We start from the raw sequence: 22,942 nt of genomic DNA on the forward strand, positions 1-22,942 counted from the left end.
AGGGGGACCTCAGGGGGCAAAGGCCCCGAAAAGACTAGACCGCCGCCTTCTTCAGACGACGGCGTTCCCGCTCGGACAGCCCGCCCCAGATGCCGAAGCGTTCGTCATTCGCGAGGGCGTATTCGAGGCACTCGGAGCGGACTTCACAGGCGAGGCAGACCTTCTTCGCCTCTCTGGTGGAGCCGCCCTTCTCGGGGAAGAAGGACTCGGGGTCGGTCTGGGCGCACAGTGCGCGCTCCTGCCAGCCGAGTTCCTCGTCCACATCGTCGACCAGCAGCTCCTGGAACACCTCGGTCATGTGCACCCCTCGTCTGTCTTTGCTGCCCCGTGATGCTGCCGTTACCGATTTCGGCCGAACGACACGAGTGAAATTACAAGTGTGTGGATCCGGGCCAGTCAAGCCGAGATCTGCTATTGGGCCCCGTATTCACTCTGCGGAACCAAGCCTATACGGAAAGTGTTCAAATCGGCAAAAACCATGACACATGCCATTGGCCCAATCGCACTTCCCTCACCTGCCCAGAGAAGACGAATCCAAAATCGATCTTGTTGCATCCGGCCGGAGGGAGCGATGGGGATCACAGTCCGGTCACGACGGCGCCGCGGTGTTTGCCGATGCGGTTGCAGCGCCACATCTCCGGCGCTGCCCGTGCACAAACCTTTCTCCGGGCGCCGTAACCGGATGAGGTGAAACATTGCGGCCAAATCGGGTATTGAGTTGACAGCTCGGCTGTTCTTGGTCACCTTTGACGCATGCCAGCAACCACAGCGCTCTTCGCGACCCACCTCCGTGGGTTCCGCAGCGCTGTCCAGGCGCGCTGTTGCTGTTCCAGCTGTTGATGCCGTAGCGCTCCAGCCTTCCTCCGTGTTCTGTCCGGCCCCCCGGGCCCTCGCGCATCCGCGCGCACACGCCTTCGCGACACCCCGCACTCGTCACCGAGTCCCTGCCGAGGAACCACCGCACCCATGAACAGCGACAGCGACCTGCAGATCGCCGGCGACATCTTCGAGGTCCTGCACCTCCTCCAGCCCGCCCGGGAGCACCCCGCGACCGTCGCCGACTTCGTCGGCCTGGCCCGCTCGATCGCCGCCGACCGCGCGCAGTGGGCCCCGCTCGTCCAGTACGACGCGACCAGCCGCTGGTACCACCGGCTGCGCACCGGGCCCGGCTACGAGGTGTGGCTGCTGTCCTGGGTGCCCGGGCAGCGCAGCGGACTGCACGACCACGGCGCCTCCTCGGGCGTCCTGACCGTTTTGCAGGGCGAGTTGAGCGAGCGCACCGAGCGCGGCACTCGCGCGCTGGCCGCCGGCTCCCAGCGCGTGTTCGCGCCCGGCTATGTCCACGAGGTCGTCAACGACTCGCTGGAACCGGCCGTCAGCCTGCATGTGTACTACCCGGGCCTGACCGACATGCCGATGCACGCGAGCCAGGCCGCTCAGTCCACGGCCGCCGCTCAGTCCACGGTCGCCGGTCTGTCCACAGCCGGCGCTCTGTCCACAGCCGCCGCCCAGGATGTCGTACCCGCCTGACAGACTGCTGTCCATGCGCATTGTGGTTCTGGCCGGCGGCATCGGCGGTGCCCGTTTCCTTCGCGGCCTCAAGCAGGCCGCGCCGGACGCGGACATCACGGTGGTCGGCAACACCGGTGACGACATCCATCTGTTCGGGCTGAAGGTCTGCCCCGATCTCGACACGGTGATGTACACCCTGGGCGGTGGCATCAACGAGGAGCAGGGCTGGGGCAGGAGCGAGGAGTCCTTCCACGTCAAGGAGGAACTCGCGGCGTACGGGGTGGGACCCGGGTGGTTCGGCCTGGGCGACCGCGACTTCGCGACCCACATCGTCCGTACGCAGATGCTCGGCGCGGGTTACCCGCTGAGCGCGGTGACGGAGGCGCTCTGCGCCCGCTGGCAGCCGGGCGTCCGGCTGATCCCGATGTCCGACGACCGCGTCGAGACGCATGTGGCGGTCGAGGCCGACGGGGAGCGGAAGGTCATCCACTTCCAGGAGTACTGGGTGAAGCTGCGGGCGTCCCTCGACGCCACCGCCGTGGTGCCGGTAGGGGCGGAGCAGGCCAAGCCCGCGCCGGGTGTCCTGGAGGCCATCGCCTCCGCCGATGTGATCCTCTTCCCGCCCTCCAACCCGGTCGTCAGCATCGGCACCATCCTGGCCGTGCCCGGCATCCGCGAGGCGATCGCGGATGCGGGGGTCCCGGTGGTCGGGCTCTCTCCGATCGTCGGGGGCGCGCCGGTGCGGGGCATGGCGGACAAGGTGCTGGCCGCCGTCGGCGTGGAGTCGACGGCCGAGGCGGTCGCCGAGCACTACGGGTCGGGCCTGCTCGACGGCTGGCTGGTCGACACCGCCGACGGCGCGGCGGTGGAGCGGATCGAGGCCGCGGGCATCCGCTGCCGCGCGGTCCCGCTGATGATGACGGACCTCGACGCGACGGCCGCGATGGCGCGCGAGGCGCTGACGCTGGCGGAGGAGGTGCGCGCATGACGGCCGAGGCCACCGCAGCCGCCGGGGCCACCGCAGCCGCTGCCCCCAGGGCCGTGGCCGTCCCGCCCTCGTACCGGGTACGGGCCGTGCCCGGGATACCGGAGGTGCGGGCCGGGGACGATCTCGCGCGGCTCATCGCGGCCGCCGCCCCCGACCTCGTGGACGGGGACGTCCTGCTGGTCACCTCGAAGATCGTCTCCAAGGCGGAGGGCCGGGTCGTCGAGGCGGCGGACCGGGAGGCGGCGATCGACGCCGAGACGGTACGGGTGGTGGCCCGGCGCGGCGCCCTGCGCATCGTGGAGAACCGGCAGGGCCTCGTCATGGCCGCGGCCGGGGTCGACGCCTCCAACACCCCCGCCGGGACCGTGCTGCTGCTGCCCGAGGACCCCGACGCCTCCGCCGAGGCGATCCGGTCCGGGATACGGGCGGCGCTCGGGGTCGAGGTGGGCGTCCTGGTGACGGACACCTTCGGGAGGCCCTGGCGCGCGGGGCTCACCGATGTGGCGATCGGCGCCGCGGGCGTGCGCGTCCTCGACGACCTGCGCGGGGGCACGGACACGCACGGCAACGAGCTCAGCGCGACGGTGGTGGCCAGCGCCGACGAGCTGGCGGGCGCGGGCGACCTGGTCAAGGGCAAGGCGGCGGGGTTCCCGGTCGCGGTGGTCAGCGGCCTCGCGCACCTGGTGACGGGGGGCGGCGTGGGTGACACGGGTGGCCCGGTGGGTGCCCGGGCGCTGGTGCGGGACGCGGCCGACGACATGTTCCGCCTCGGCACCTCGGAGGCGATACGGACGGCGGTGACCCAGCGGCGTACGGTCCGGACGTTCACCGACGAGCCCGTGGACCCCGGCGCGGTGCGCCGCGCGGTGACCGCGGCCGTCACGGCGCCCGCGCCGCACCACACCACGCCCTGGCGGTTCGTACTGCTGGAGTCCGAGCGGTCGCGCACCCGGCTGCTGGACGCGATGCGGGACGCGTGGATCGCGGACCTGCGGGGCGACGGGAAATCCGAGGAGTTCATCGCCAAGCGGGTGCGCCGGGGCCAGGTCCTGCGCGACGCGCCGTATCTGGTGGTGCCGTGCCTGGTGATGGACGGCTCGCACACCTACGGCGACCCGCGCCGGGACGCGGCGGAGCGCGAGATGTTCGTGGTCGCCATGGGCGCGGGCGTCCAGAACTTCCTGGTGACGCTGGCGGCCGAGCGGCTCGGCTCGGCGTGGGTGTCCTCCACGATGTTCTGCCGCGAGGTCGTACGGGAGGTCCTCGACCTGCCCGCGCACTGGGACCCGATGGGCGCGGTGGCGGTCGGACATGCGGCCGGGGCGCCCAGGGAGCGGGCTGAGCGGGGGGTGGAGGGGTTTATTGAGGTGCGGTGAGGGGTTTGGTGGTGGGGGGCGGTAGGGGTTTGGTGGGGGGCGGTGAGTGCTTGCCCCGGAGGCGCGTTGCACGCTTCGTCGGCGGGGTGCGGTGAGCGCTTCGCTGGAGGGGACGTGCGTTGAGCTCTTCGCCGTACGGGGTGGGTTCTTTCTGCGCTGACGTGACGCCCTCGTCTACAGCGCGCCGATGTTGCCCGGGGTCATCCGGGGCGCGCGGCGCGGTGGGGTGCGGCCGCTGAGGAGGATCAAGCGCGTGGCTCGGTGGCGCTGGCCGGCATACGGGGCCAGGAGCTCCAGCATCGCGGCGTCGTCGGCGGTGCGGTCGCCCGCCAGGGCGTACCCGACGATGCTCGGCAGGTGGTAGTCCCCGACGCTGACCAGGTCGGTGGCGCCCATCGCGCGTTGCAGCGTCTCGGCGCTGGTCCAGGGGCCGATGCCGGGGACGAGGTGGAGCCTCGCGGCGGCCGCCTCCTGGTCCAGGGCGATGGCCTCCTCCAGTCGGCGGGCCACGCGTACGGCGCGCAGGATCGTCGACGAGCGCTTGGCGTCCACCCCCGCGCGGTGCCACTCCCAGGACGGGATCAGGGCCCAGGTCCTGGCGTCGGGCATCACGTACATCCGGCCGGGGGCCGGGCCGGGGGCGGGCTCGCCGAACCTGCACACCAGCAGCCGCCAGGCGCGGTAGGCCTCGTCCGTGGTGACCTTCTGCTCCAGGATCGACGGGATCAGCGACTCCAGGACCAGCCCGGTCCGGGTCAGGCGCAGGCCCGGGCGGCGGCGGGCGGACTCGGCGAGGAGGCGGTGGCGGGGGGTGAAGCCGGTGGGGTCGTCGGCGTCCCCGAGGAGCGCGGGGAGGTTGTCCAGCAGCCACTCGGCGCCGGGGCCCCATGCCTCGGCCTCGGCGCGGCCGGCGCGGAGGGCTACGCGGAGGGTGCCGGGGCCCTGGGGGGTGCGGGAGGTTCGCCAGACTGAGCCGTCGGGGGTGGTGCGGAAGGTGGGGTCTGCGGGGCCCCTTCGCAGGGGGGCCAGGACCAGGGGGAGGTCCAGGGGGGTGGGGGGAGTGTAGTGGCGGTGGTGGGGGATGTGGGTGGGGGTGGGGGTGGGGGGGTGTGATGGGGGTGGGGGGGTGCGGGTGGGTAGGGGGATGTGGCCGCCTCGCACGGTGGTGCGGGTGGGGGTGCGGGGGGTGAAGCGGCCTGCCACGCTTCTGAGACTACTGGGTTCTTTTCCCCACCCCGCCCCTTCCCGTAAGCCCTGGGCGGGCGGCCGGGTGGGGGTGAGCCCCTGTGCCGGGGCTGCGCCCCGAGACCGCCCTCCTTTTGGGGCTGCGCCCCTGGACCCCCTGTTCGTCTGCGGGTGGGTGGGGCCTGGTCGCGCAGTTCCCCGCGCCCCTTCAGGGCCGGGCCTCGTCTGCGGGTACGTGGACGGCTGCTCGCGCCGTTTCCCCGCGCCCCCCTCAGGGCCGGACCTCATCTGCAGGTACGTGGACGGTTGCTCGCGCCGTGCCCCGCGCCCCTTTGGGGGCTGGGGTGCTGGATTTTTCTGGGCTCGGGCGGCAGTGGCTCGGCGGTCAGCATCCCCGAGGGGCCGCGGGCCCCTTCAGGGGCGCGGGGAACTGCGCGACCGGCCCCCACCCACCCCGCACGGCAAACCGACCACAAGCCCCACCCCGGGGCGCGGGAGGGGGGGGCCGGGGCGTAGCCCAAGGAGGTTATTCGTCCGAGGAGAAGCGGAGCGATGCTCCGGGGATCCTCGCCCCGCACCACACCCGTACCCCGTCCCGGAGTTCGTTGTCCGGGCCCACCCGCGCCCCGTCGCCGATCACCGCGCCCGCCAGCACGCAGCGCTCCCCCACCACCGCACCCGCCCCGACCAGGGAGTCCGTGAGTACCGCTCCGGGCTCGACCACCGCGTCCGCCAGGATCGTGCTGCCCGTGATGCGGGCGCCCGCGCCGATCACCGCGCGCTCGCCGACCACCGTCCCGCCGGTGAGCTTCGCGTCCGGGGCCACCGAGGCGCCGGGCAGGACGATGCGGTCGCCGCAGCGGCCGGGGACTGCGGGGGACGGCGCCCGGCCCAGGACCAGGTCGGCCGAACCCCGGACGAAGGCCTGCGGGGTGCCCAGGTCCAGCCAGTAGGTGGAGTCGACCATGCCCTGGAGGTGCGCTCCCGCCGCCAGCAGGCCGGGGAACGTCTCGCGCTCCACCGAGACCGGCCGCCCCGCCGGGATCGCGTCGATCACCGAGCGGCGGAACACGTACGCCCCCGCGTTGATCTGGTCGGTGACGATCTCCTCCGGCGTCTGCGGCTTCTCCAGGAACGCCGTCACCCGCCCGTCCGCGTCCGTGGGGACGAGGCCGAACGCCCGGGGGTCGGGCACCCGGGTCAGATGGAGGGAGACGTCCGCCCCGGAGGAGGAGTGCGTCCGCACCAGGGCGCCGATGTCCAGGCCGGTGAGGATGTCCCCGTTGAAGATGAGCACCGGCTCGTCCGGCCCCGAGCGCAGCCGCGACGCCACGTTCCTGATGGCGCCGCCGGTGCCCAGCGGCTCCGCCTCCGTCACGTACTCCAGGTGCAGCCCCAGCGCCGAACCGTCGCCGAAGTACGGTTCGAAGACCTCGGCCAGATAAGACGTCGCCAGCACGATGTGCTCCACACCCGCCGCCCGCGCCCGGGCGAGCTGGTGGGTGAGGAACGGAACGCCCGCCGCCGGGATCATCGGCTTGGGCGTGTGCACCGTGAGCGGGCGCAGCCTGGTGCCCTTGCCGCCGACCAGGAGGATCGCTTCAGTCACCTGTCGTCTCTGCTTCCTGCTGGGGCCGGGCGGAATCGTTCGTTCAACTACGGCCGGCCAGTTTATGCAGACGGGGCGCGCCCGGGCGGTACGCCCCCGCCCGGCCGCGCCCCGGTCAGCGCCGGCCCTGGAGCCGGGCCGACGACGACCGTGCCTTGCCGAGCTTCTTGTACAGGCGTGCCCCGGGGCACTCGGTGGCGAAGCCGTCCCGGTGCCCGGAGATGGCGTTGAGCCTGACGCTTCGTCCCTTGCGGTAGAGGTTCCCGCCGCCCGACGTGAGATGCGTGGTGCCAGTGGGATTCACCCCGTACAGACCGAGCTTCCAGGCGGTCAGACGGGCGATCGCGTCGAGGGCGTCGGCGGTCGGGTTGGTGGAGGTGTACGTCCCGATGACGGCGACGCCCATGGAGTTGGTGTTGAAGCCGAGCGTGTGCGCCCCGAGGACCGGCTTGGCCACGCCGCCGGCCCGGCCCTCGTAGATGGTCCCGCACTTGTCGACGGCGAAGTTGTAGCCGATGTCGCGCCAGCCGCTGCTGAGCACGTGGTAGCGGTAGATGCTGCGCAGTACGGACGGCGCCTGCGAGCAGCGGTAGTTGTTCCCCGACGCCGTGTGGTGCACGAAGGCGGCCTTGACCTTGCCGGTGTAGACGTAGCCGCGTTCGCGCAGGCCCTCGTCGGCGCCCCAGCCCCGGCGCGTGATGATGCGCGGGCGCGGCCCGATGTACGGGCGGGCCGCCGCCCCCCGCGCCCCGGCCTGCGGGGTCAGCGCGCGCTCGCGCCCCGGGCCGTCCTCCTGCTCCGCCTCGTCCGCCGCGCCCACCCCGTCCGGGTCCGCGCCCGGGTCGACCAGGTCGACGTGGAGGCCGCGGGGCAGCCTGCCGGGAGTCGTCCGGCCGGGCCCGGACGCCTCCGGCCGTACGCGCACCTGGACGCCGTCCGAATGGCCCACCCACAGCGGGGCGGTGGAGCCGTGGACGCGCGCGGCGTCGTCCTCGGGGCTGCCGGGGTCGGGGGCGTGCTCCTGGTTGTGGGTGTCGACGTCCTGCCAGCCGGACCAGGTACGGGACCCGACGGCCCGGGTGCGCACCTGAACGGTGCCGTGGAGTTGGTCCCTGGCGTCGTCCCAGACCACACCGAGCAGTGAGAAGGGTTCGGTGCCGCGCTCGGGCAGCCCCACGGCGCGGGCGGCGCCCAGCGTCCGGTCGCTCGTGCCCAGTGGGGCGAGCGGCAGCGACTGGGTGGAGCCTGCCGGTTCGGCGGCGGACGAGGACGAGGCAGCACCGGCCGAACGAGTGAGGGATGTGGCGGCAGCGGGCGAGGAAGCGGCAGACGTGGAAACGGCGGGCGAGGACACCGCGGAGGACACCGGTCGGGTCGCCGCGTCGGCGGACGTGGCGAGCGGCAGCGCGAGCGCGGTGGCGCACGCGACCGAGATCGAGGATGCAAGGAGTGCACGCATGCTGACGATCGTGGACATAAGCGTATAAATCTGTCCATCCCAGAAGTCGCCCGGAACTGACGGGTCGTCGGCCGACCGGTCTACGCGGACGGTCGTATCCCCGGGCGCGCCCACCGCCCCCACCCGTACGCTTGCCGCGTGAACGCCAGCGACCGCACCCCCGCCGACCTGCTGCGATCCGCGCTCGCCGCGGACCCGGCCCGCCCCCTGGTCACCTTCTACGACGACGCCACCGGCGAACGCGTGGAACTCTCGGTGGCCACCTTCGCCAATTGGGTGGCCAAGACCGCCAATCTGCTCCAGGGCGACCTCGCCGCCGCGCCCGGTGAACGCCTCGCGCTGCTGCTGCCCGCGCACTGGCAGAGCGCCGTCTGGCTGCTCGCCTGCCACTCGGTCGGCGTGGTCGCCGAGGTGGGCTCCGACCCCGCGGGCGCGGATCTCGTGGTGGCGGGGCCGGACGCGCTGGAGGAGGCCCGCGCCTGTTCCGGAGAGCGGGTGGCGCTCGCGCTGCGCCCGCTCGGCGGCCGCTTCCCGCAGGTCCCCGCCGGGTTCCAGGACTACGCGGTCGAGGTGCCGAGCCAGGGCGACCGGTTCGCGCCGTACGCGCCGGTCGACCCGACGGGGCCCGCGCTCGCCGTGGACGGAACCGAGCTGAGCGCGGCCGAGCTGGTCGAGCGCGCCCGCGCGGAGGCCGGGGCCCTGGGCCTGGAGCCCGGTTCGCGGCTGCTGTCGGCGCTCCCGTACGACAGCTGGGAGGGGCTGGCGCGCGGGCTGTACGCGCCGCTGGCCGCGGGCGCCTCGGTGGTGCTCTGCCGCAACCTGGACCAACTGGCCGACGGCGGGCTGGAGAAGCGGGTCGAGAGCGAACGGGTCACGCACCGCGCGGTGTGACCGGTCGGCGTGACCGCCGGACCCCTTCCGGGCGACCGGCCGGGTGACCGGCCCTGTGACGGGTGCGTGACCGGCCGTGTGACGGGTGCGTGACGGGTTCGCGCCCCGCCGGTACGGCCGCCCCGGCCCGTCCGCGACCGCCAGAACGGTCCTCGGACACCTGTCGCACCTTCGTCGCGCACACCCGGTACGACCATCCCTCCGGCGCCACCCTTGTGGCCCACAGCGGGCCGAGTCCCCGGGGTCCCGGGCTCAACTCCGGTGGATGATCGGCGGTACGCCACACAACCAAGCGCGCGCGACGACCGTCTACCGGGGTGCCCCGGCGGCTTTCCGTACGCCGCCGACCCCGTGAAGGATGGACGCCGACGTGACCGACAGCCCGCCCCGCGAGCCCGACCACCGGGCCGAGGACGAGCCACGACCGGACACGCCGACGCCCCCGGAGCCGTCCGGACCCCCCGTGTCCCCGCACGCCCCGGCCGACGCGGAGAAGTCCGCCGAGCCCGGTGAATCCGACGCCGCGGGCACGCCCGACGCGACCGAACCGCCCGAGGCGACCAGGCCGACAGCCTCGACCGAGCCGGGAACGCCGACCGGGCCGGAAGCCTCGGCCGACACCCCCGGAACAGCCGACGCATCCGGAACACCCGACGCCCCCAGCACCCCCAACCCCCGCCGCCACTGGCTGCGTTGGACCGCCCTCGGGGTCTCGTTCCTCGTGCTGGCCGCCGCCGGTACCGGGTGGTGGATCTACAACAAGCTCGACCACAACATCCGCACCGACACCACGGCCGCCGCCGAGCTGGAGCGCTACGAGAAGGAGCGCCCCCCGCCCGGCACCGGCAACGCCCAGAACCTGCTGCTCATCGGCTCGGACTCGCGCGCGGGCAGCAACAGCGCGTACGGCCGTGACGACGGCGGGAGCCAGCGCTCGGACACCACGATCCTGCTGCACCTGGCGGCGGACCGGAAGTCCGCGACCGCCGTCTCGCTGCCGCGCGACCTGATGACGGACGTACCCGACTGCCTCAAGCAGGACGGCACCCGCTCCAGCCCCCAACTGGCACAGTTCAACTGGGCGTTCGAGTTCGGCGGCGCCGCCTGCACCATCCGTACGGTGGAGAAGCTCACCGGGATCCGGGTCGACCACCACATGATCGTCGACTTCAGCGGTTTCAAGGACATGGTGGACGCGGTCGACGGTGTCGAGGTCTGCCTCAAGGAGCCGGTGGACGACCGGCAGGCGCATCTGAAGCTCCCCGCGGGCCGCCAGACGCTCCACGGCGAGCAGGCGCTGGGCTTCGTCCGCGCCCGGCACGGCTTCGGTGACGGCAGCGACACCGAGCGCATGGACCGCCAGCAGCAGTTCCTCGGCTCGCTGGTGCGCAAGGCGCAGAGCAATGGCGTACTGCTCAATCCGACCCGGCTCTATCCGGTCCTGGACGCGATGACGAAGTCGCTGACCACCGACCCGGGGCTGAATTCGCTGCGGGATCTGTACGACCTGGTGCGCGGGATGCGCGGCATCCCGACCGACAAGGTGCAGTTCCTCACCGTGCCGCGCCGGCCGTATGTGAACGACATCAACCGCGACGAGCTGGTCCAGCCGGACGCGCGGCTGCTCTTCCAGCAGCTCAGGGACGACCGGCCGCTCCATGTGGCGCCCACGGGCTCCGCGCAGCAGGAGAAGGGGGACACCCATGGCGGGACGGGATCGCCCGAGGGGGCCGACGGCTCGGGCTCGGACGACAAGCCCGACGATCCGGCTTCCCCCACTCCGACCCCGACGTACTCGGGTTCGAATGCCGCGGTGGGCATGTGCGAGTAAAGCGTGTGCCAACGGATAAGAAGCCGCGAGACGGATTGGGTGGATTGCCCGGTTGTAAGGGGCGTGGAATTTGTCACGGCCGTCGCTCTTGGCTCAACTGGACAGATAGTGTGACGCGACCCGGTGCTTGTGGCCTCCGGGGCCGGACACCGCAGGATCGAATGACTGAGCGCTTTGGGGGAAGTGACTCGAGTGGCACCGACGGAGGACTAAGGCAACCGTGGATGCGCAGAGCCGTGGGCGGGCAGAGGAAGTCGACCCGGCAGACCAGTGGGTGCTCAACCCGGAGACGGGCAATTACGAATTGCGACTGACTCCCTCCGGACCGCAGTCGTCCCCGTCCTCCTCGTCCCCCTCGTCCTCCTCGGCAGACGCCCCCGCTCGCAGAACCACCGCACCCGGCAGAGGCGGCCCCCGCCGCCGCGAGGTCCCCGGCCAGCGTGACAACCGCCGCGCGCCGGGCGCCCCGGACGGACCGGCGGCCGCCGCGGGCCGGCGCAAGCCCAAGCCCAAGGCCTCCCGCAGGAAGAAGGTGCTGGTCTGGACGGGCGGTGTGCTGGGGTTCGTCCTCGTCGCGGGCTCGACCGGCGCGTACCTGCTCTACCAGCACTTCAACAACAACCTGAACACCGTGGACGTCGGTGACGCGGGCAGCAAGCACGCCACCTCCGACGGGCCGGTGAACATCCTGATCATCGGTACGGACAAGCGCACCGGCAAGGGCAACGAGGGGTACGGCGACAAGGGCAGCGAGGGCCACGCCGACACCAACATCCTCTTCCACGTCTCCAAGGACCGGACGAACGCGACCGCGCTGTCCATCCCGCGCGACCTGGTCACCAACATCCCCGAGTGCCCGACCAAGCAGAAGGACGGCTCCACCAAGACGGTCCGGGCCGAGTCGATGGTGCGCTTCAACACCAGCCTCGGCCAGGAGGGCCGCGACCCCGGCTGCACCATGCGGACGGTCAAGGAGCTCACCGGGCTGAGCGTCGACCACTTCATGATGGCCGACTTCAACGCGGTCAAACAGCTCTCGACCGCGGTCGGCGGGGTGAAGGTGTGCCTGACCAAGCCGGTGAACGACCCCAAGTCGCACCTGAAGCTGCCCGCCGGTGTCTCCACGATCAAGGGCGAGCAGGCCCTGGCGTTCGTCCGGACCCGGCACAGCTTCGGCAACGAGAGCGACCTCGACCGGATCAAGCAGCAGCAGCAGTTCCTCAGTTCGATGATGCGGCAGATGAAGTCCGACTCGACGCTGAGCAGCCCGACCAAGATGTACGGACTGGCGAACGCGGCCACCAAGGCGCTCACGGTCGATTCCGGAATAGGGTCGATCAAGAAGCTGACCAGCCTTGCCCAGGACCTCAGCAAGGTCGATCTCAAGAACGTCACCTTCACGACCGTTCCGGTCATCGACAATCCGGCCGACGGCAAGGTGCACAAGACCGTGGTCATCGACCCGGTCAAGGCGCCGCAGGTGTTCAGCATGATGCGCTCGGACGTGTCCTTCACCGAGGTGAAGAAGAAGGAGAGCCAGGCCAAGGACGCCCAGGCGGCGCTCCTCAAGGGCGCCCGCGCCCAGGCCGCCGCCGTGCGCGTGCGGGTGCTCAACGGCGGGGCGGTGGCGGGCTCCGCCTCCCAGACGCTGGTGTGGCTGCAGAACAGCAAGGGCGTGCTGAAGTCGGACAATGGCGGCAACGCCCCGGCGAAGCTCGCGACCACCACGCTGACCTACGCACCCAACCAGGCCGACCAGGCACGTAAGCTCGCTGATCTGATGGGTCTGCCCGCGACCGCGCTGAAGCCAGGGAGCCAGGACGCGGTCGGGAAGACGCCGATGGTGCTCACCCTCGGCGCGGACTTCAAGGGCGCCGGGGTGCCGATCGTCGCTCCGGCCAAGGCGCCCGAAGGCATCCAGAAGGTCGAAGCGGACAAGTCGGTGTGCGCCAAGTGACACCCGCGTACGCAACTGATGCGTACGCGACTGGCGTGTGCCAAATGATGAGAGGTTTTCGGCCCCGATCGGGTGCGGAGACCACCTGAGACAGGGGGTATTGGGGTGGGGCAGAACAGCGTGCGCGGGGAGGGAACGCGGCCGCGTCGTGAGCGGAACGCCGATCAGCTCGGCTGGGACGAGTCGCTGTACGGCGAAGAGGCGGGCGGCGGGCGGCCGCCCGCTCCGCGCTCGTCCGGCGACGGCGCGGACGAGGGCACGGGCGCACCCGAGAAGGAGACGGCCGCCGACGGCGGCCACCGGCGCGGCGGTCCGCGCAAGCGGGTGAAGAAGAAGGGCAAGAGACGCGTACTGCGCTGGGTGGCCTCGACGCTCGCCCTGCTCATACTCGGCACGGCCGGCGCCGGTTACCTGTACTACCAGCACCTCAACGGCAACATCCGCAAGGGCGACCGCAGCGCGGGCGGCTCCAACGCCAAGAAGACCGCGGCCAACGCCGACGGCCAGACCCCGCTGAACGTGCTGCTGATCGGCTCCGACAGCCGCAACTCGGCGGAGAACCTGAAGCTGGGCGGATCGAAAAACAGCGTCGGCGCCCCGCCGCTCGCCGACGTACAGATGCTGATGCACGTCTCCGCGGACCGCAAGAGCGCCTCGGTGGTCTCCATCCCGCGCGACACCCGGGTCGACATCCCGGCGTGCGTGGACCCGAAGACCAAGAAGACGGTCCCGGCCACCAACAACCTCATCAACATGGCGCTGGCCCGGGGCGGCGCGGGCTGTGTCCTGGACACCTGGGAGAAGCTCACCGGTGTCTACATCGACCACTGGATGATGGTCGACTTCGCGGGCGTGGTGGCGATGGCCGACGCGGTCGGCGGCGCCGACGTGTGCGTCAAGCAGAACGTGTACGACGGGCCCAAGCCCAAGGTGTCCGGCGGCTCGCACCTGCGGCTCACCGCGGGCACCCACAAGGTCAAGGGCGAGCAGGCCCTCCAGTGGCTGCGCACCCGGCACGCCTTCGAGAGCGACCTGGGCCGCTCCAAGGCCCAGCACATGTACCTGAACTCGGTGATGCGCGAGCTGAAGAAGCAGAATGCTTTCACCGACACCGGGCGGATCATGAACCTGGCGGAGACGGCCACCAAGTCGCTCCAGGTCTCGCGTGAGCTCGGCACGGTCAAGAAGCTCTACGACCTCGGCATGGAGCTCAAGAGCGTGCCGATGGAGCGGATGAACATGCTGACCATGCCCCGCATCCAGGACCCCAAGAACAAGGACCACGTGCTGCCGGCGCCCGGCTCGGCCGAGACGCTGTGGTCGATGCTCCGCGAGGACAAGCCGCTCGACAAGAAGGACGAAGGACCGGCCAAGCCGGAGAGCAAGGGCCCGGCGGCCACCCCGGCCGGCTCGCTCGCGCTCACCGTCGTCAACGGCACCGGCGCGAACGGCGCCGCGCCCACCCAGAAGCGGGCCGGAACGGTCGCCGACACCCTGAAGAACAAGGGCTTCTACAAGGCGAAGGCCTCCGACGTCCGGGGCGCGGCCGCGGTCACCACGCTGACCTACCCCAAGAGCGCGGGCGCCCAGGGCAAGGCCGACGCGCTGTCGGTGGCGACCGCGATGGAGCTGCCGTCCAGCGCGGTGAAGGTCTCCGCCGACGTCTCCACGCTGACCCTCACGGTCGGAGCCGACTGGCGCACCGGCGCCACGTACCCGAAGAAGGCCGCCGAGGACAGCGACCCGCTGAAGGGCACGGAGAACGTCAACGGCGCCAACAAGTCGGACTGCATGGACATCTACTGGCCCTACCGCTGGTAGCGGGCGCGTACGCGCGAGGGGGCGCCCGGTGCTTCACGGCACCGGGCGCCCCTTCTTCGTTTCGCGTACGGTCCGGCGTCAGACCCTGACGGCCGGGCGGCGGCTCGCGATGACCTTCCTCGCCAGCGCCTTCGGGCTGGTCAGGAAGCCGTAGCCCCAGGACATGTGCATGGTGGCGAGCGCGACGGGGATCTGCAGGCGCGCCTTGAGGGACAGCCCCCGGCCCGCCGGGAGGGAGCCCGCCGTTATCGCGGCGAGGTAGCCGGCCGGGATCACGAAGCCCACCGGGGTGAGCACCGCGCCGACCACGACGCCCGCCGCGATCGCGCAGACGGCGGTCGGCGGGGCGAGGTAGCGCAGGTTGATGGAGCCCTCGTGGTAGCGGGCCACGACATGGCGCCACCGGCCGTAGTCCTTGTACTGCTTGGCCAGGGCGCGCACGCTCGGGCGCGGGCGGTACTGCACCTTCAGCTCGGGCGAGAACCAGATGAGGCCGCCCGCCTCACGGATGCGGAAGTTCAGCTCCCAGTCCTGGGCGCGGATGAACTCCTCGTTGTAGCCACCCTGTTGCTCCAGGGCCTCGCGCCTGAAGACGCCCAGGTAGACCGTCTCGGCCGGGCCCGCGGCGCCACCGGTGTGGAAGGCCGCGTTGCCGACGCCGATCTTGGAGGTCATGGCGGCCGCGACCGCGTCCTCCCAGGCGTTCTCGCCCTCGGCGTGCATGATGCCGCCGACGTTCTGCGCGCCGGTCTCCTCCAGGAGGCGGACGGCGGTGGCGATGTAGTTCGGGGAGAGCATGCCGTGGCCGTCCACGCGCACCACGATCGGGTGGCGGGATGCCTTGATGGCGGCGTTGAGCGCGGCGGGGGTACGCCCGGTGGGATTGGGGACGGTGTGGACGCGGGGGTCCTCCCGTACCAGCTCGGCGGCGATCTCGTCCGTACGGTCCGTGGACGGGCCGAGGGCGATCACCACCTCCATCTCGCCGTCGTACTCCTGTTCCAGGATGTGGCGGACCGAGTTGCGCAGATGCCGCTCCTCATTGAGGACCGGCATGATCACGGAAACAGCGGGGTGCGTGGCGTTCATCGTGGTTCACGTTACCGCGAACGGGGGACACCGTTGCGCGCGGCCGGGGCGGCGCCCGTTGTCGCAGATCGTATGGGCCTACCGTGCCGCTGTCCCCCTTTCGCCCGCGGAGGTCCCCGTGCCCACGCCGCCCCGCTCCCGCTCCCCCCGTACCGACCCGCCCCGCGCCAGACAGCAGGACGAGCGGCCCCGCTGGGGCATGCGGATGGCGACGACCCTCTCGGTCCTCGTGCTGGGCGCGGGCGGGGTGGGCCATGCCGTGGTGACGGGGCTCGACGGCGGGATCGGGCGGGTCGACCCGTTCAAGGACATGAAGAACCGGCCGCAGGCGGGCCACGGCACCAACATCCTCCTGGTGGGCACGGACGGCCGGGACAAGGTCACCCCGCAGGAGAAGGAGAAGTACCGCCTGGGCGGGGCGCCCTGCCACTGCACCGACACGATGATGATCGTGCACGTCTCGGCGGACCGGAACCGGGCGAGCGTGGTGAGCATCCCGCGCGACAGCTACGCGGAGGTCCCCGAGCACACCGACCAGAACACCGGCGAGCACCACAAACAGCACCCCGTGAAGATCAACGCGGCGTACGCGGAGGGCGGGCCCGCGCTGACGGTTCGCACGGTGGAGCACATGACCGGCCTCAAGATGGACCACTATCTGGAGGTCGACTTCACCAGCTTCATGAAGACGGTGGACGTGCTCGGCGGGGTGCGGATCTGCGCGGCGAGGCCGCTGAAGGACTCCTACTCCGGTCTCGACCTGCCCGCGGGCACGCACCGCCTCGACGGCGGCCAGGCGCTCCAGTACGTACGCTCCCGGCACACCGACGGCTCGGCCGACCTGGGCCGGATGCAGCGCCAGCAGAAGTTCATGGCGGCGCTGATCCACGAGGCGACGGGGTCGGGGGTGCTGATGAACCCGGTGCGCTTCCGCCAGGTCGCCTCGACGCTGCTGTCCTCGGTCCGGGCCGACCAGGGCTTCGGCGCGGAGGAGATCCTCTCGCTGGGGCGGACGATGCGGGACTTCTCCCCCGCGTCGTCGGAGTTCGCGACCGTGCCGATCGGGCAGATGAGCTTTCCGGTGAAGGGGATCGGCTCGACCGTGAAGTGGGACCCGGCGAAGTCCCGCAAGCTCTTCACCGAGCTGCGCGAGGACCGGCCGCTGGCGCGGCCCGTGCCGCGCACCCAGGACGCCAAGGGCCGCCCGCCCGGGACGACGGTCGAGGTGGCTCCGGACCGCATCCACGTCCAGGTGTACAACGGCACCCGCACGGACGGCCTCGGCCGTCGCGTCGACGACGCCCTGCGCGCGACGGGCTTCCGTACCACCGGGAAGCCGCTGGCGGGCGGCGCGGGCGACCTCCGCCGCACGCTCGTCGAGTACGACCCCCGCTGGGACCGCTCGGCGCGGTCCCTGGCCGCGGCCCTGCCCGGCAGCGACCTGCGCCCGGTCAAGGGCCTGGGTCCCACCCTGAAAGTGACGGCGGGCACGGACTTCACGGCGGTGCGCCCGGTGCGGGCGGAGGCGACGGGCGCGGGAGAGTTCGACACGGTGACGGGTGACCAGGCGGTGTGCCCGTGACGGGGCACGGTCGGTGACGGAGCGCTGCCAGACGGGGCAGGATCCGTGACGGAGTCCTAGCCATGACGGGTCACCGCCCATGACGCGGCGCGGCTTTCGGCGGCCGGGGGCCACCGCGTCCCGCGCTCAGTCGTCCAGGCCCTCCGCCGCCCGCTTCTCCCGGAGCTCCAGGATCGCGCGGCGCCGCGCCAGCCGGTGGGTGCGGCGGATCTGCGCCTCCTGGTAGCGGCGCTCGTCCCGCTCCGTCTCCGGCAGGACCGGCGGCACCGCCCGGGGCTTGCCGTCCGCGTCGACCGCCGCGAACACCAGGTACGCCGAACCGACCTGCTGCGCCGGGGTGGACTCGTTCCACCGCTCGGCAAGGACCCGTACCCCGACCTCCATGGAGGACCTGCCGGTCCAGTTGACCTGGGCCTTCACATGGACCAGGTCCCCGACCCGCACGGGCAGCAGGAACGCCATCTCGTCCATGGACGCCGTGACCGCCGGGCCGCCGGAGTGGCGACCGGCCACCGCTCCCGCCGCGTCGTCCACCAGTTTCATGATCACACCGCCGTGGACCGTGCCCAGGAGGTTGGTGTCGTGGGCGGTCATGATGTGGCTCAGGGTGGTACGGGACGCCGAGGTCGGCTTGCCCGGAAGATCAGTCATACGCCCAGCTTAGGGCGTGTCTTTTGGATCTTGTCGGCTTCGGTTGTGCCGCAGACGTGCGTGCCGGCCCCCGCGACCCAGGCAAGATCCGAAAGACACGCCCCGAGCCGGACCGGTCATGCGTTCATCGCGCGGACATTGCATCAGCTGTGCAACAGCACGGGCCCAGATCCCCACCCACCCTGTCAGACACGCGGGGGACCCGTGCATGCTTGACGGCATGAACGACGGATGGTCCGACGACGACCGCGGCGAGCGCTACGGCCGCGGCAGCTCCGCCGCGCAGCCGGAGGGCCCGCGCGTGATGCGCCATGTGCAGCGCCCCGCGGGCTCCGCGCCCGCGCGCCCGCAGCGCCCGGTCCCGCCGCAGCAGCCCTCGTACGACGACGGCGACGGCTACGGGCAGCAGCGGTACGGCGACGGTGTGCCCGCACCGGGCTCGTACGACAGCGGCTACAGCGACGGCCAGGTCTACGGCTCCCCGTCCGGACGCGGTCCCGGCGGGCCCGGCGGCCGGGGTCCCGGCGGCCCGGGCGGCGGGCCCGGCGCGGCGAGTTCTCCCGCGCGCCCCCGGCCCAACTGGCGGCGGCGCGTCATGGTCGGCTCGCTGGTCCTGGTGGTGACCGTGGTCGGCGTCGGCGTCGGCACGTACTTCTGGGCCGACGGCAAGGTGCGCCGCGAGGTGGACCTCTCCAAGGTCATCGAGCGCCCGGGCGACGGCAAGGGCACCAACTACCTCATCGTCGGTTCGGACTCCCGCGACGGGCTGTCCAAGGACGAGAAGAAGAAGCTGCACACCGGCTCCGCCGAGGGCAAGCGGACCGACTCCATGATGATCCTGCACACCGGTGACAACGGGAACACCATGATCTCGCTGCCGCGTGACTCGTGGGTGCGCATCCCCAGCTTCAAGGGCTCCCAGTCCGGCAAGCTGTTCCCGGCCAAGGGCCACAACAAGCTGAACGCGGCGTACGCGATGGACGGCCCCGAGCTGCTGGTGCGCACCATCGAGGCCAACACCGGGCTGCACATCGACCACTACGCCGAGATCGGCTTCGCCGGCTTCGCGGACATCGTGGACGCGGTCGGCGGCGTGGAGATCGACATCCCGCAGGACATCAAGGACAGGGACTCGGGCGCCGACTTCAAGAAGGGCAGGCAGACCCTCGACGGCCAGCAGGCCCTCGCCTTCGTCCGCAACCGCCACGGCTACGCGGCGGGCGACCTGGAGCGCACCAAGAACCAGCAGCGCTTCCTTTCGGCCCTGGCCAGCCAGACGGCGACTCCCTCGACCGTGCTCAACCCGTTCAAGCTGTACCCGGTGATGGGCGCGGGCCTGGACACGCTGATCGTCGACAAGGACATGGGCCTGTTCGACCTGGCCGACATGTTCTGGGCGATGAAGGGCGTCACCGGTGGTGGCGGCACGTCGATGAACATGCCGATCTCGGGCAACGGTCCGCAGTCGTCCCTGGTGTGGGACAGCGGGAAGGTCAAGCAGCTGGTGAACGAGCTGAACAACGACCAGAAGGTCACGGTGAGCGCAGCGCGCTGACGCCCCATCAGATACCCTCCGGCGCGACAAGACTCACAGAGAAACCACAGGGCACTGCACAACTGCCCGCCCTTGCCCCGCTTTGCCCGCCCAACTGGTGGGCCTGGCGGGGCTTTTGGCGTGAAGAAACCTCTACTGCGCCCCTTGTTCCGGCCATACGATCTCCGGCGTTCGTGGATTCTCCCGTACTCCGAAGGGCTGTAGTGAACATTCGCCGTGCTCTGGCGACGGCCGTCGCCGCCGCTGTGACCGCGCCCGTGGTGATCCTGTCGGCGGGCCCCGCGCTCGCCGACGTCCAGCCGGCCGCGCAGACGCAGAAGAAGCCGACCCTCGCGGAGCTGGAGAAGGCCGCCGCGACGGCGAAGAAGGCGTACGAGGACGCTCTCGCCGGGGAGACGGCGGCCAGGGCGGCCCTGGACGCGCTGGACTCGCCCACCGACCCGCTCAACGCGGCTCGCCTCGACACGGCGAAGAAGGCCGGTGAGGCGGCCGCCCGCAAGCAGGCGGCCGACCAGGCGCTCGCCCAGGCCGAGTCCGCGCTCCAGGGGCTGCCCGCCGAGGCGACGAAGGACGTGCGGGACGCCGCGCAGAAGAAGGTCGACGAGGCCAGGAAGGACGTCGAGAAGGCCACCGCCGACAAGGCCGCGGCCGACGTCCTGGCCAAGAATGCCGCCGACGCCTGGAGCGACGCGAGGGTCCGGGCGGCGCAGAAGATCGAAGCGGCGCAGAAGGAGGTCGCGAAGGCCCTGGCGGCGAAGGAGGCCGCGGACAAGGCGCTCGCCGACGCCAGGAAGGCGGCCGAGGAGCCGGTCTGCGACCCCGGCAGCCTGCTCGTCACCGCGGCCCTCACGGACCTGCCGTCCCGGATCACCGCGGGCACCAGCACCGACTTCTCGCTGCGGATCACCAACGGCACGGACAAGGCCATCGACAAGCTCCGGGCGTTCACCTACGTCTGGGCCGCCGACAAGAGCCACCGCAGGATCTCCGGCAGCCTGCTGCACCTCCAGTGGTCCACCGCCACGTCCCGGGGCTGGAAGGACGTCGACAGCCTGGACCGCGCGGGCACGGTCGAGAACCTGCGGGCCGGAGCGCACACCGACATGAAGCTCCGGCTCACCCTCGACGCGAAGACCCCGGCGGGCCAGGGCTTCGCCTTCGTCTCGGCCCTCAAGGGTGAGAAGTCCTGCGACGGCTCGGAGCCGCCGATGACCAAGTACCCGTTCGAGATCCTCGCGGCCGGCACCGGGTCCGGCACGGGGAAGAAGAGCACCTCGGACACCAAGCCGCTGGGCGGCACCTCCACCACCCCCCTGAACACCGCCACCACCGGCCAGCTCGCCGCCACCGGCTCCTCCTCCGCCACCCCCCGGCTCGCCCTGGCGGGCGGGGCGGCGGTGGTGGCCGGGGCGGGGGCGATGCTGGCCGCGCGCCGCCGCCGCACCGACGGCTGAACACCACTCCCGCAGCACGCCTCGGGCCCGTATCCGCGACGCAACGGATACGGGCCCGCGGTGCTCGGCCGCTACGGCGGGTTCCGCGCCAGCACGATGCGCTGGGCCTGGTTGGTGCCCTCGTAGATCTGCGTGCTTTACGGCATGTAACGCCCTGACCTGCATGAACACCCCTCCTGCGGAGGGTACCCCCAGCATTTCCCCATGATCATCAGGTAGTCACCGGGCCTGGCCGCTTCGGACCGTCTGGTCGTGCGTTGGGCACGTGGCCAAGCAGTGTGGGCCCTAACTGACCAGACTCTCTGCGATGGCCTCGAAGATGTCCGCGTCGGTTTCCTGCTGCCACTTCGGGAGATCGGCCCAGTCAGCGACGTATCCCGGCTTCGGGTCCTCAAAGTGCTTGAACATCTGCGCAGTCCAGCAAGTCGCCACGAACCGGCTCTTTTGCTCCCGAGAGAGCCTGGACGCGTGACCACCGCTGATCTCGACGAACTGGCGGACCTGCTCATACACGGCGTCTGCGGCTTCGCGTTCCCATTGGGGCGTGTCATCCCAGGGGGTGACGTACCCGGCTTTGGGCTCTCCAGGGAAGTGTCGGTGAACTCCTGCGATCCACGCTTCCCGGAACAGTCGTGCACCTGCGATCTGCGACATGCCATCCCTCTCGTTACGGCGTGCTCAGCATGGCGATGGCCGCCCCCAGCTCCGCCACACGATGGTCGTTGCTCAGGGGGCCGAACTTCTCGCACAGGGCTTGGAGTCTACGGGCGACGTATCCGGAGGCTGAGGCTTGGGCCAGGCCGAGAGCTTCCCGGCCGTACGTGACGAGCTGCTCGGGGTCGCGTCGCTTTGCACCGATAGCCGCAAGGTCGGTTGGCACTGCCCCCCTTCGGCGGTATGAGTGTCCTGCTGCCAGAGCGGTCTGGTTCAGCGCCCGCTTGAGGGTCTCTTCCGCCAAGTCGAGGCGGCCAAGCTGGACGTATCGGGCCCCACGCTCTTCACCCAGCCGGTCGCCGTCGAACCGAAGCCAGCCACCGTTCGTGCAGTCTGTGGTGAGGTGCTGAACTTCCTCAGCTCGGTCCAGTGCCCGTTCGCATGCTGACAAGTCGCCGAGTCCAGCATGCGCTTCGGCCTGTACTGATGCGACCCAGTACCGGGTAGCGAGGCCGCTATCACCCCGATCTGCGACGCGTTCAGCGGCTTTGAGGATTTGGGCGGCTTCTTGGCAGCGGCGCTCGGACATGTCCACATAGGCGTGCCGAACGAGGGCGCAGGCCCACATGTCATACGCCCTTGCGTCCTTGCTGACGGAAGCTGCCAGCGAGTACGCGGCGGCTGCGTCGGTGTACCGATTGGCGTCGAAGGAGACTTCACCAGCCAGTTGGAACAGGTCGGCCGCCGCATGCAGGAGCGGGCGGGAGTTGCCCTGAGTCCCCGCCGCCAGGGCTTCGTTCAGAGTCGTGAGCTGGTCACGGACGATGGGATAAACAGCGCCCTTAAATCGGGCCATCTGATAGACCTGCCAAAGGTGGCTGTTCATCCGCGCGAAGTCTGCCGGTGCGCCCCGGCAGACCCCCTCGGCAAGGGCTTCTGCCTCATCGAGTGGCAGGGCAGTCAAGACCCCACTGACGGTGAGGATGCGGAGGAACTCGCGGCGGATCATTTCGTCGGGGTCTCCCGCGCCTGTCTGGTCACTGGACTGACGTTCGGCAGCTTCCTGGTCCGTGGCTCGTGGCGGCGCCAGGAGGGCGTCAAGCTCGGTGAGGCTGACTTCGAGGGCGGCGGCCAATCCTCGTCGCTGGGGTGGCTGAGGTTTGATTTTGCCACCTTCCCAGCGTCCGACCGTCGTGCGGTCCACGCCGAGCAGCTCGGCCAATTCCTCCTGACTGTAGCCCAAGGCCTTGCGCCGTTCCGCCAGTCCCATGACGGCCCCTTCCTGTGCCCTAGACCTGCTGCATTCGCGTGCATGGAGCTGCCTCAAG

The 22,942-nt window shown here is 71.1% G+C and carries 18 protein-coding genes; 10 read left to right on the forward strand and 8 right to left on the reverse strand.

Going from position 1 to position 22,942, the window contains the following annotated elements:
* Nucleotides 1-34 precede the first annotated feature (34 nt).
* Nucleotides 35-298, reverse strand: coding sequence for a WhiB family transcriptional regulator (locus ACZ4MU_RS00070; protein ID WP_067159810.1), 264 nt, complete (start codon nucleotides 296-298; stop codon nucleotides 35-37).
* A gap of 668 nt (nucleotides 299-966) precedes the next feature.
* On the opposite strand from ACZ4MU_RS00070, the gene ACZ4MU_RS00075 reads away from it, so the two are divergent.
* From ACZ4MU_RS00075 to ACZ4MU_RS00085, 3 genes are read left to right on the forward strand one after another with little or no spacing between them, the layout of a single operon-like run.
* Complete coding sequence (locus ACZ4MU_RS00075; RefSeq protein ID WP_467869091.1) at nucleotides 967-1,530, forward strand: cysteine dioxygenase; 564 nt, start codon at nucleotides 967-969, stop codon at nucleotides 1,528-1,530.
* Between the two features lie 13 nt (nucleotides 1,531-1,543).
* Nucleotides 1,544-2,500 carry a 2-phospho-L-lactate transferase gene (gene cofD / locus ACZ4MU_RS00080; RefSeq protein WP_467869093.1) on the forward strand — a complete coding sequence of 319 codons (957 nt, stop codon included), beginning with the start codon at nucleotides 1,544-1,546 and terminating at the stop codon, nucleotides 2,498-2,500.
* Nucleotides 2,497-3,876 carry a coenzyme F420-0:L-glutamate ligase gene (locus ACZ4MU_RS00085; RefSeq protein ID WP_467869095.1) on the forward strand — a complete coding sequence of 460 codons (1,380 nt, stop codon included), beginning with the start codon at nucleotides 2,497-2,499 and terminating at the stop codon, nucleotides 3,874-3,876. Before cofD ends, ACZ4MU_RS00085 begins: the two co-directional genes overlap by 4 nt.
* 174 nt (nucleotides 3,877-4,050) lie before the next feature.
* Here ACZ4MU_RS00085 and ACZ4MU_RS00090 read toward each other — a convergent pair whose 3' ends face one another.
* The 3 genes from ACZ4MU_RS00090 to ACZ4MU_RS00100 all read right to left on the reverse strand — a co-directional run bounded on the left by ACZ4MU_RS00090 (nucleotide 4,051) and on the right by ACZ4MU_RS00100 (nucleotide 8,129).
* Nucleotides 4,051-5,079: a DNA-3-methyladenine glycosylase family protein gene (locus ACZ4MU_RS00090; RefSeq protein ID WP_467869097.1), complete on the reverse strand. Its 1,029-nt coding sequence runs from the start codon at nucleotides 5,077-5,079 to the stop codon at nucleotides 4,051-4,053.
* Nucleotides 5,080-5,587: 508 nt separating this feature from the next.
* Complete coding sequence (gene manB / locus ACZ4MU_RS00095; protein WP_467869099.1) at nucleotides 5,588-6,670, reverse strand: mannose-1-phosphate guanylyltransferase; 1,083 nt, start codon at nucleotides 6,668-6,670, stop codon at nucleotides 5,588-5,590.
* A 115-nt stretch (nucleotides 6,671-6,785) separates the two neighbouring features.
* Nucleotides 6,786-8,129, reverse strand: a complete 1,344-nt coding sequence (locus ACZ4MU_RS00100) for a peptidoglycan recognition protein family protein (protein ID WP_467869101.1) — start codon at nucleotides 8,127-8,129, stop codon at nucleotides 6,786-6,788.
* Nucleotides 8,130-8,267: 138 nt separating this feature from the next.
* Here ACZ4MU_RS00100 and ACZ4MU_RS00105 point away from each other — a divergent pair, with 138 nt between their 5' ends.
* From ACZ4MU_RS00105 to ACZ4MU_RS00120, 4 genes are all read left to right on the forward strand, one after another.
* Nucleotides 8,268-9,020: a TIGR03089 family protein gene (locus ACZ4MU_RS00105; RefSeq protein WP_467869103.1), complete on the forward strand. Its 753-nt coding sequence runs from the start codon at nucleotides 8,268-8,270 to the stop codon at nucleotides 9,018-9,020.
* Between the two features lie 358 nt (nucleotides 9,021-9,378).
* Nucleotides 9,379-10,851, forward strand: coding sequence for an LCP family protein (locus ACZ4MU_RS00110; RefSeq protein WP_467869105.1), 1,473 nt, complete (start codon nucleotides 9,379-9,381; stop codon nucleotides 10,849-10,851).
* Nucleotides 10,852-11,071: 220 nt separating this feature from the next.
* Nucleotides 11,072-12,808, forward strand: a complete 1,737-nt coding sequence (locus ACZ4MU_RS00115; RefSeq protein ID WP_467869107.1) for an LCP family protein — start codon at nucleotides 11,072-11,074, stop codon at nucleotides 12,806-12,808.
* A 105-nt stretch (nucleotides 12,809-12,913) separates the two neighbouring features.
* A complete protein-coding gene (locus tag ACZ4MU_RS00120; protein ID WP_467869109.1) occupies nucleotides 12,914-14,629 on the forward strand; it encodes an LCP family protein in 1,716 nt (571 codons plus the stop codon).
* 78 nt (nucleotides 14,630-14,707) lie between these two features.
* On the opposite strand, the gene ACZ4MU_RS00125 is transcribed toward ACZ4MU_RS00120, so the two are convergent.
* Nucleotides 14,708-15,718, reverse strand: coding sequence for a glycosyltransferase family 2 protein (locus tag ACZ4MU_RS00125; RefSeq protein ID WP_467869111.1), 1,011 nt, complete (start codon nucleotides 15,716-15,718; stop codon nucleotides 14,708-14,710).
* Nucleotides 15,719-15,836: 118 nt separating this feature from the next.
* On the opposite strand from ACZ4MU_RS00125, the gene ACZ4MU_RS00130 reads away from it, so the two are divergent.
* Nucleotides 15,837-17,300 (forward strand): LCP family protein, encoded by a 1,464-nt coding sequence (locus ACZ4MU_RS00130; RefSeq protein ID WP_467869113.1) that lies wholly within the window; start codon nucleotides 15,837-15,839, stop codon nucleotides 17,298-17,300.
* A 126-nt stretch (nucleotides 17,301-17,426) separates the two neighbouring features.
* On the opposite strand, the gene ACZ4MU_RS00135 is transcribed toward ACZ4MU_RS00130, so the two are convergent.
* Nucleotides 17,427-17,951 (reverse strand): acyl-CoA thioesterase, encoded by a 525-nt coding sequence (locus ACZ4MU_RS00135; RefSeq protein WP_467869115.1) that lies wholly within the window; start codon nucleotides 17,949-17,951, stop codon nucleotides 17,427-17,429.
* 220 nt (nucleotides 17,952-18,171) lie between these two features.
* Here ACZ4MU_RS00135 and ACZ4MU_RS00140 point away from each other — a divergent pair, with 220 nt between their 5' ends.
* Nucleotides 18,172-19,506 (forward strand): LCP family protein, encoded by a 1,335-nt coding sequence (locus tag ACZ4MU_RS00140; protein WP_467869117.1) that lies wholly within the window; start codon nucleotides 18,172-18,174, stop codon nucleotides 19,504-19,506.
* Nucleotides 19,507-19,709: 203 nt separating this feature from the next.
* A complete protein-coding gene (locus ACZ4MU_RS00145) occupies nucleotides 19,710-20,960 on the forward strand; it encodes an LAETG motif-containing sortase-dependent surface protein (protein WP_467869119.1) in 1,251 nt (416 codons plus the stop codon).
* A gap of 285 nt (nucleotides 20,961-21,245) precedes the next feature.
* Here the strand turns inward: ACZ4MU_RS00145 and ACZ4MU_RS00150 are convergent, their stop codons facing one another.
* Nucleotides 21,246-21,614 (reverse strand): hypothetical protein, encoded by a 369-nt coding sequence (locus ACZ4MU_RS00150; RefSeq protein WP_467869121.1) that lies wholly within the window; start codon nucleotides 21,612-21,614, stop codon nucleotides 21,246-21,248.
* A 13-nt stretch (nucleotides 21,615-21,627) separates the two neighbouring features.
* Nucleotides 21,628-22,884 (reverse strand): helix-turn-helix domain-containing protein, encoded by a 1,257-nt coding sequence (locus ACZ4MU_RS00155; protein WP_467869123.1) that lies wholly within the window; start codon nucleotides 22,882-22,884, stop codon nucleotides 21,628-21,630.
* Between the last annotated feature and the right edge of the window lie 58 nt (nucleotides 22,885-22,942).

The sequence above is a fragment of the Streptomyces sp. NPDC026377 genome (genome assembly GCF_055567715.1).

Coding starts and splice junctions, on each gene's coding strand:
- ACZ4MU_RS00125 (WP_467869111.1), bottom strand. CDS start 15,718: ATGAACGCCACGCACCCCGCTGTTTCCGTGATCATGCCGGTCCTCAAT.
- ACZ4MU_RS00150 (WP_467869121.1), bottom strand. CDS start 21,614: ATGTCGCAGATCGCAGGTGCACGACTGTTCCGGGAAGCGTGGATCGCA.
- cofD (WP_467869093.1), top strand. CDS start 1,544: ATGCGCATTGTGGTTCTGGCCGGCGGCATCGGCGGTGCCCGTTTCCTT.
- ACZ4MU_RS00155 (WP_467869123.1), bottom strand. CDS start 22,884: ATGGGACTGGCGGAACGGCGCAAGGCCTTGGGCTACAGTCAGGAGGAA.
- ACZ4MU_RS00140 (WP_467869117.1), top strand. CDS start 18,172: ATGAACGACGGATGGTCCGACGACGACCGCGGCGAGCGCTACGGCCGC.
- ACZ4MU_RS00110 (WP_467869105.1), top strand. CDS start 9,379: ATGGACGCCGACGTGACCGACAGCCCGCCCCGCGAGCCCGACCACCGG.
- ACZ4MU_RS00070 (WP_067159810.1), bottom strand. CDS start 298: ATGACCGAGGTGTTCCAGGAGCTGCTGGTCGACGATGTGGACGAGGAA.
- ACZ4MU_RS00075 (WP_467869091.1), top strand. CDS start 967: ATGAACAGCGACAGCGACCTGCAGATCGCCGGCGACATCTTCGAGGTC.
- ACZ4MU_RS00135 (WP_467869115.1), bottom strand. CDS start 17,951: ATGACTGATCTTCCGGGCAAGCCGACCTCGGCGTCCCGTACCACCCTG.
- ACZ4MU_RS00085 (WP_467869095.1), top strand. CDS start 2,497: ATGACGGCCGAGGCCACCGCAGCCGCCGGGGCCACCGCAGCCGCTGCC.
- ACZ4MU_RS00100 (WP_467869101.1), bottom strand. CDS start 8,129: ATGCGTGCACTCCTTGCATCCTCGATCTCGGTCGCGTGCGCCACCGCG.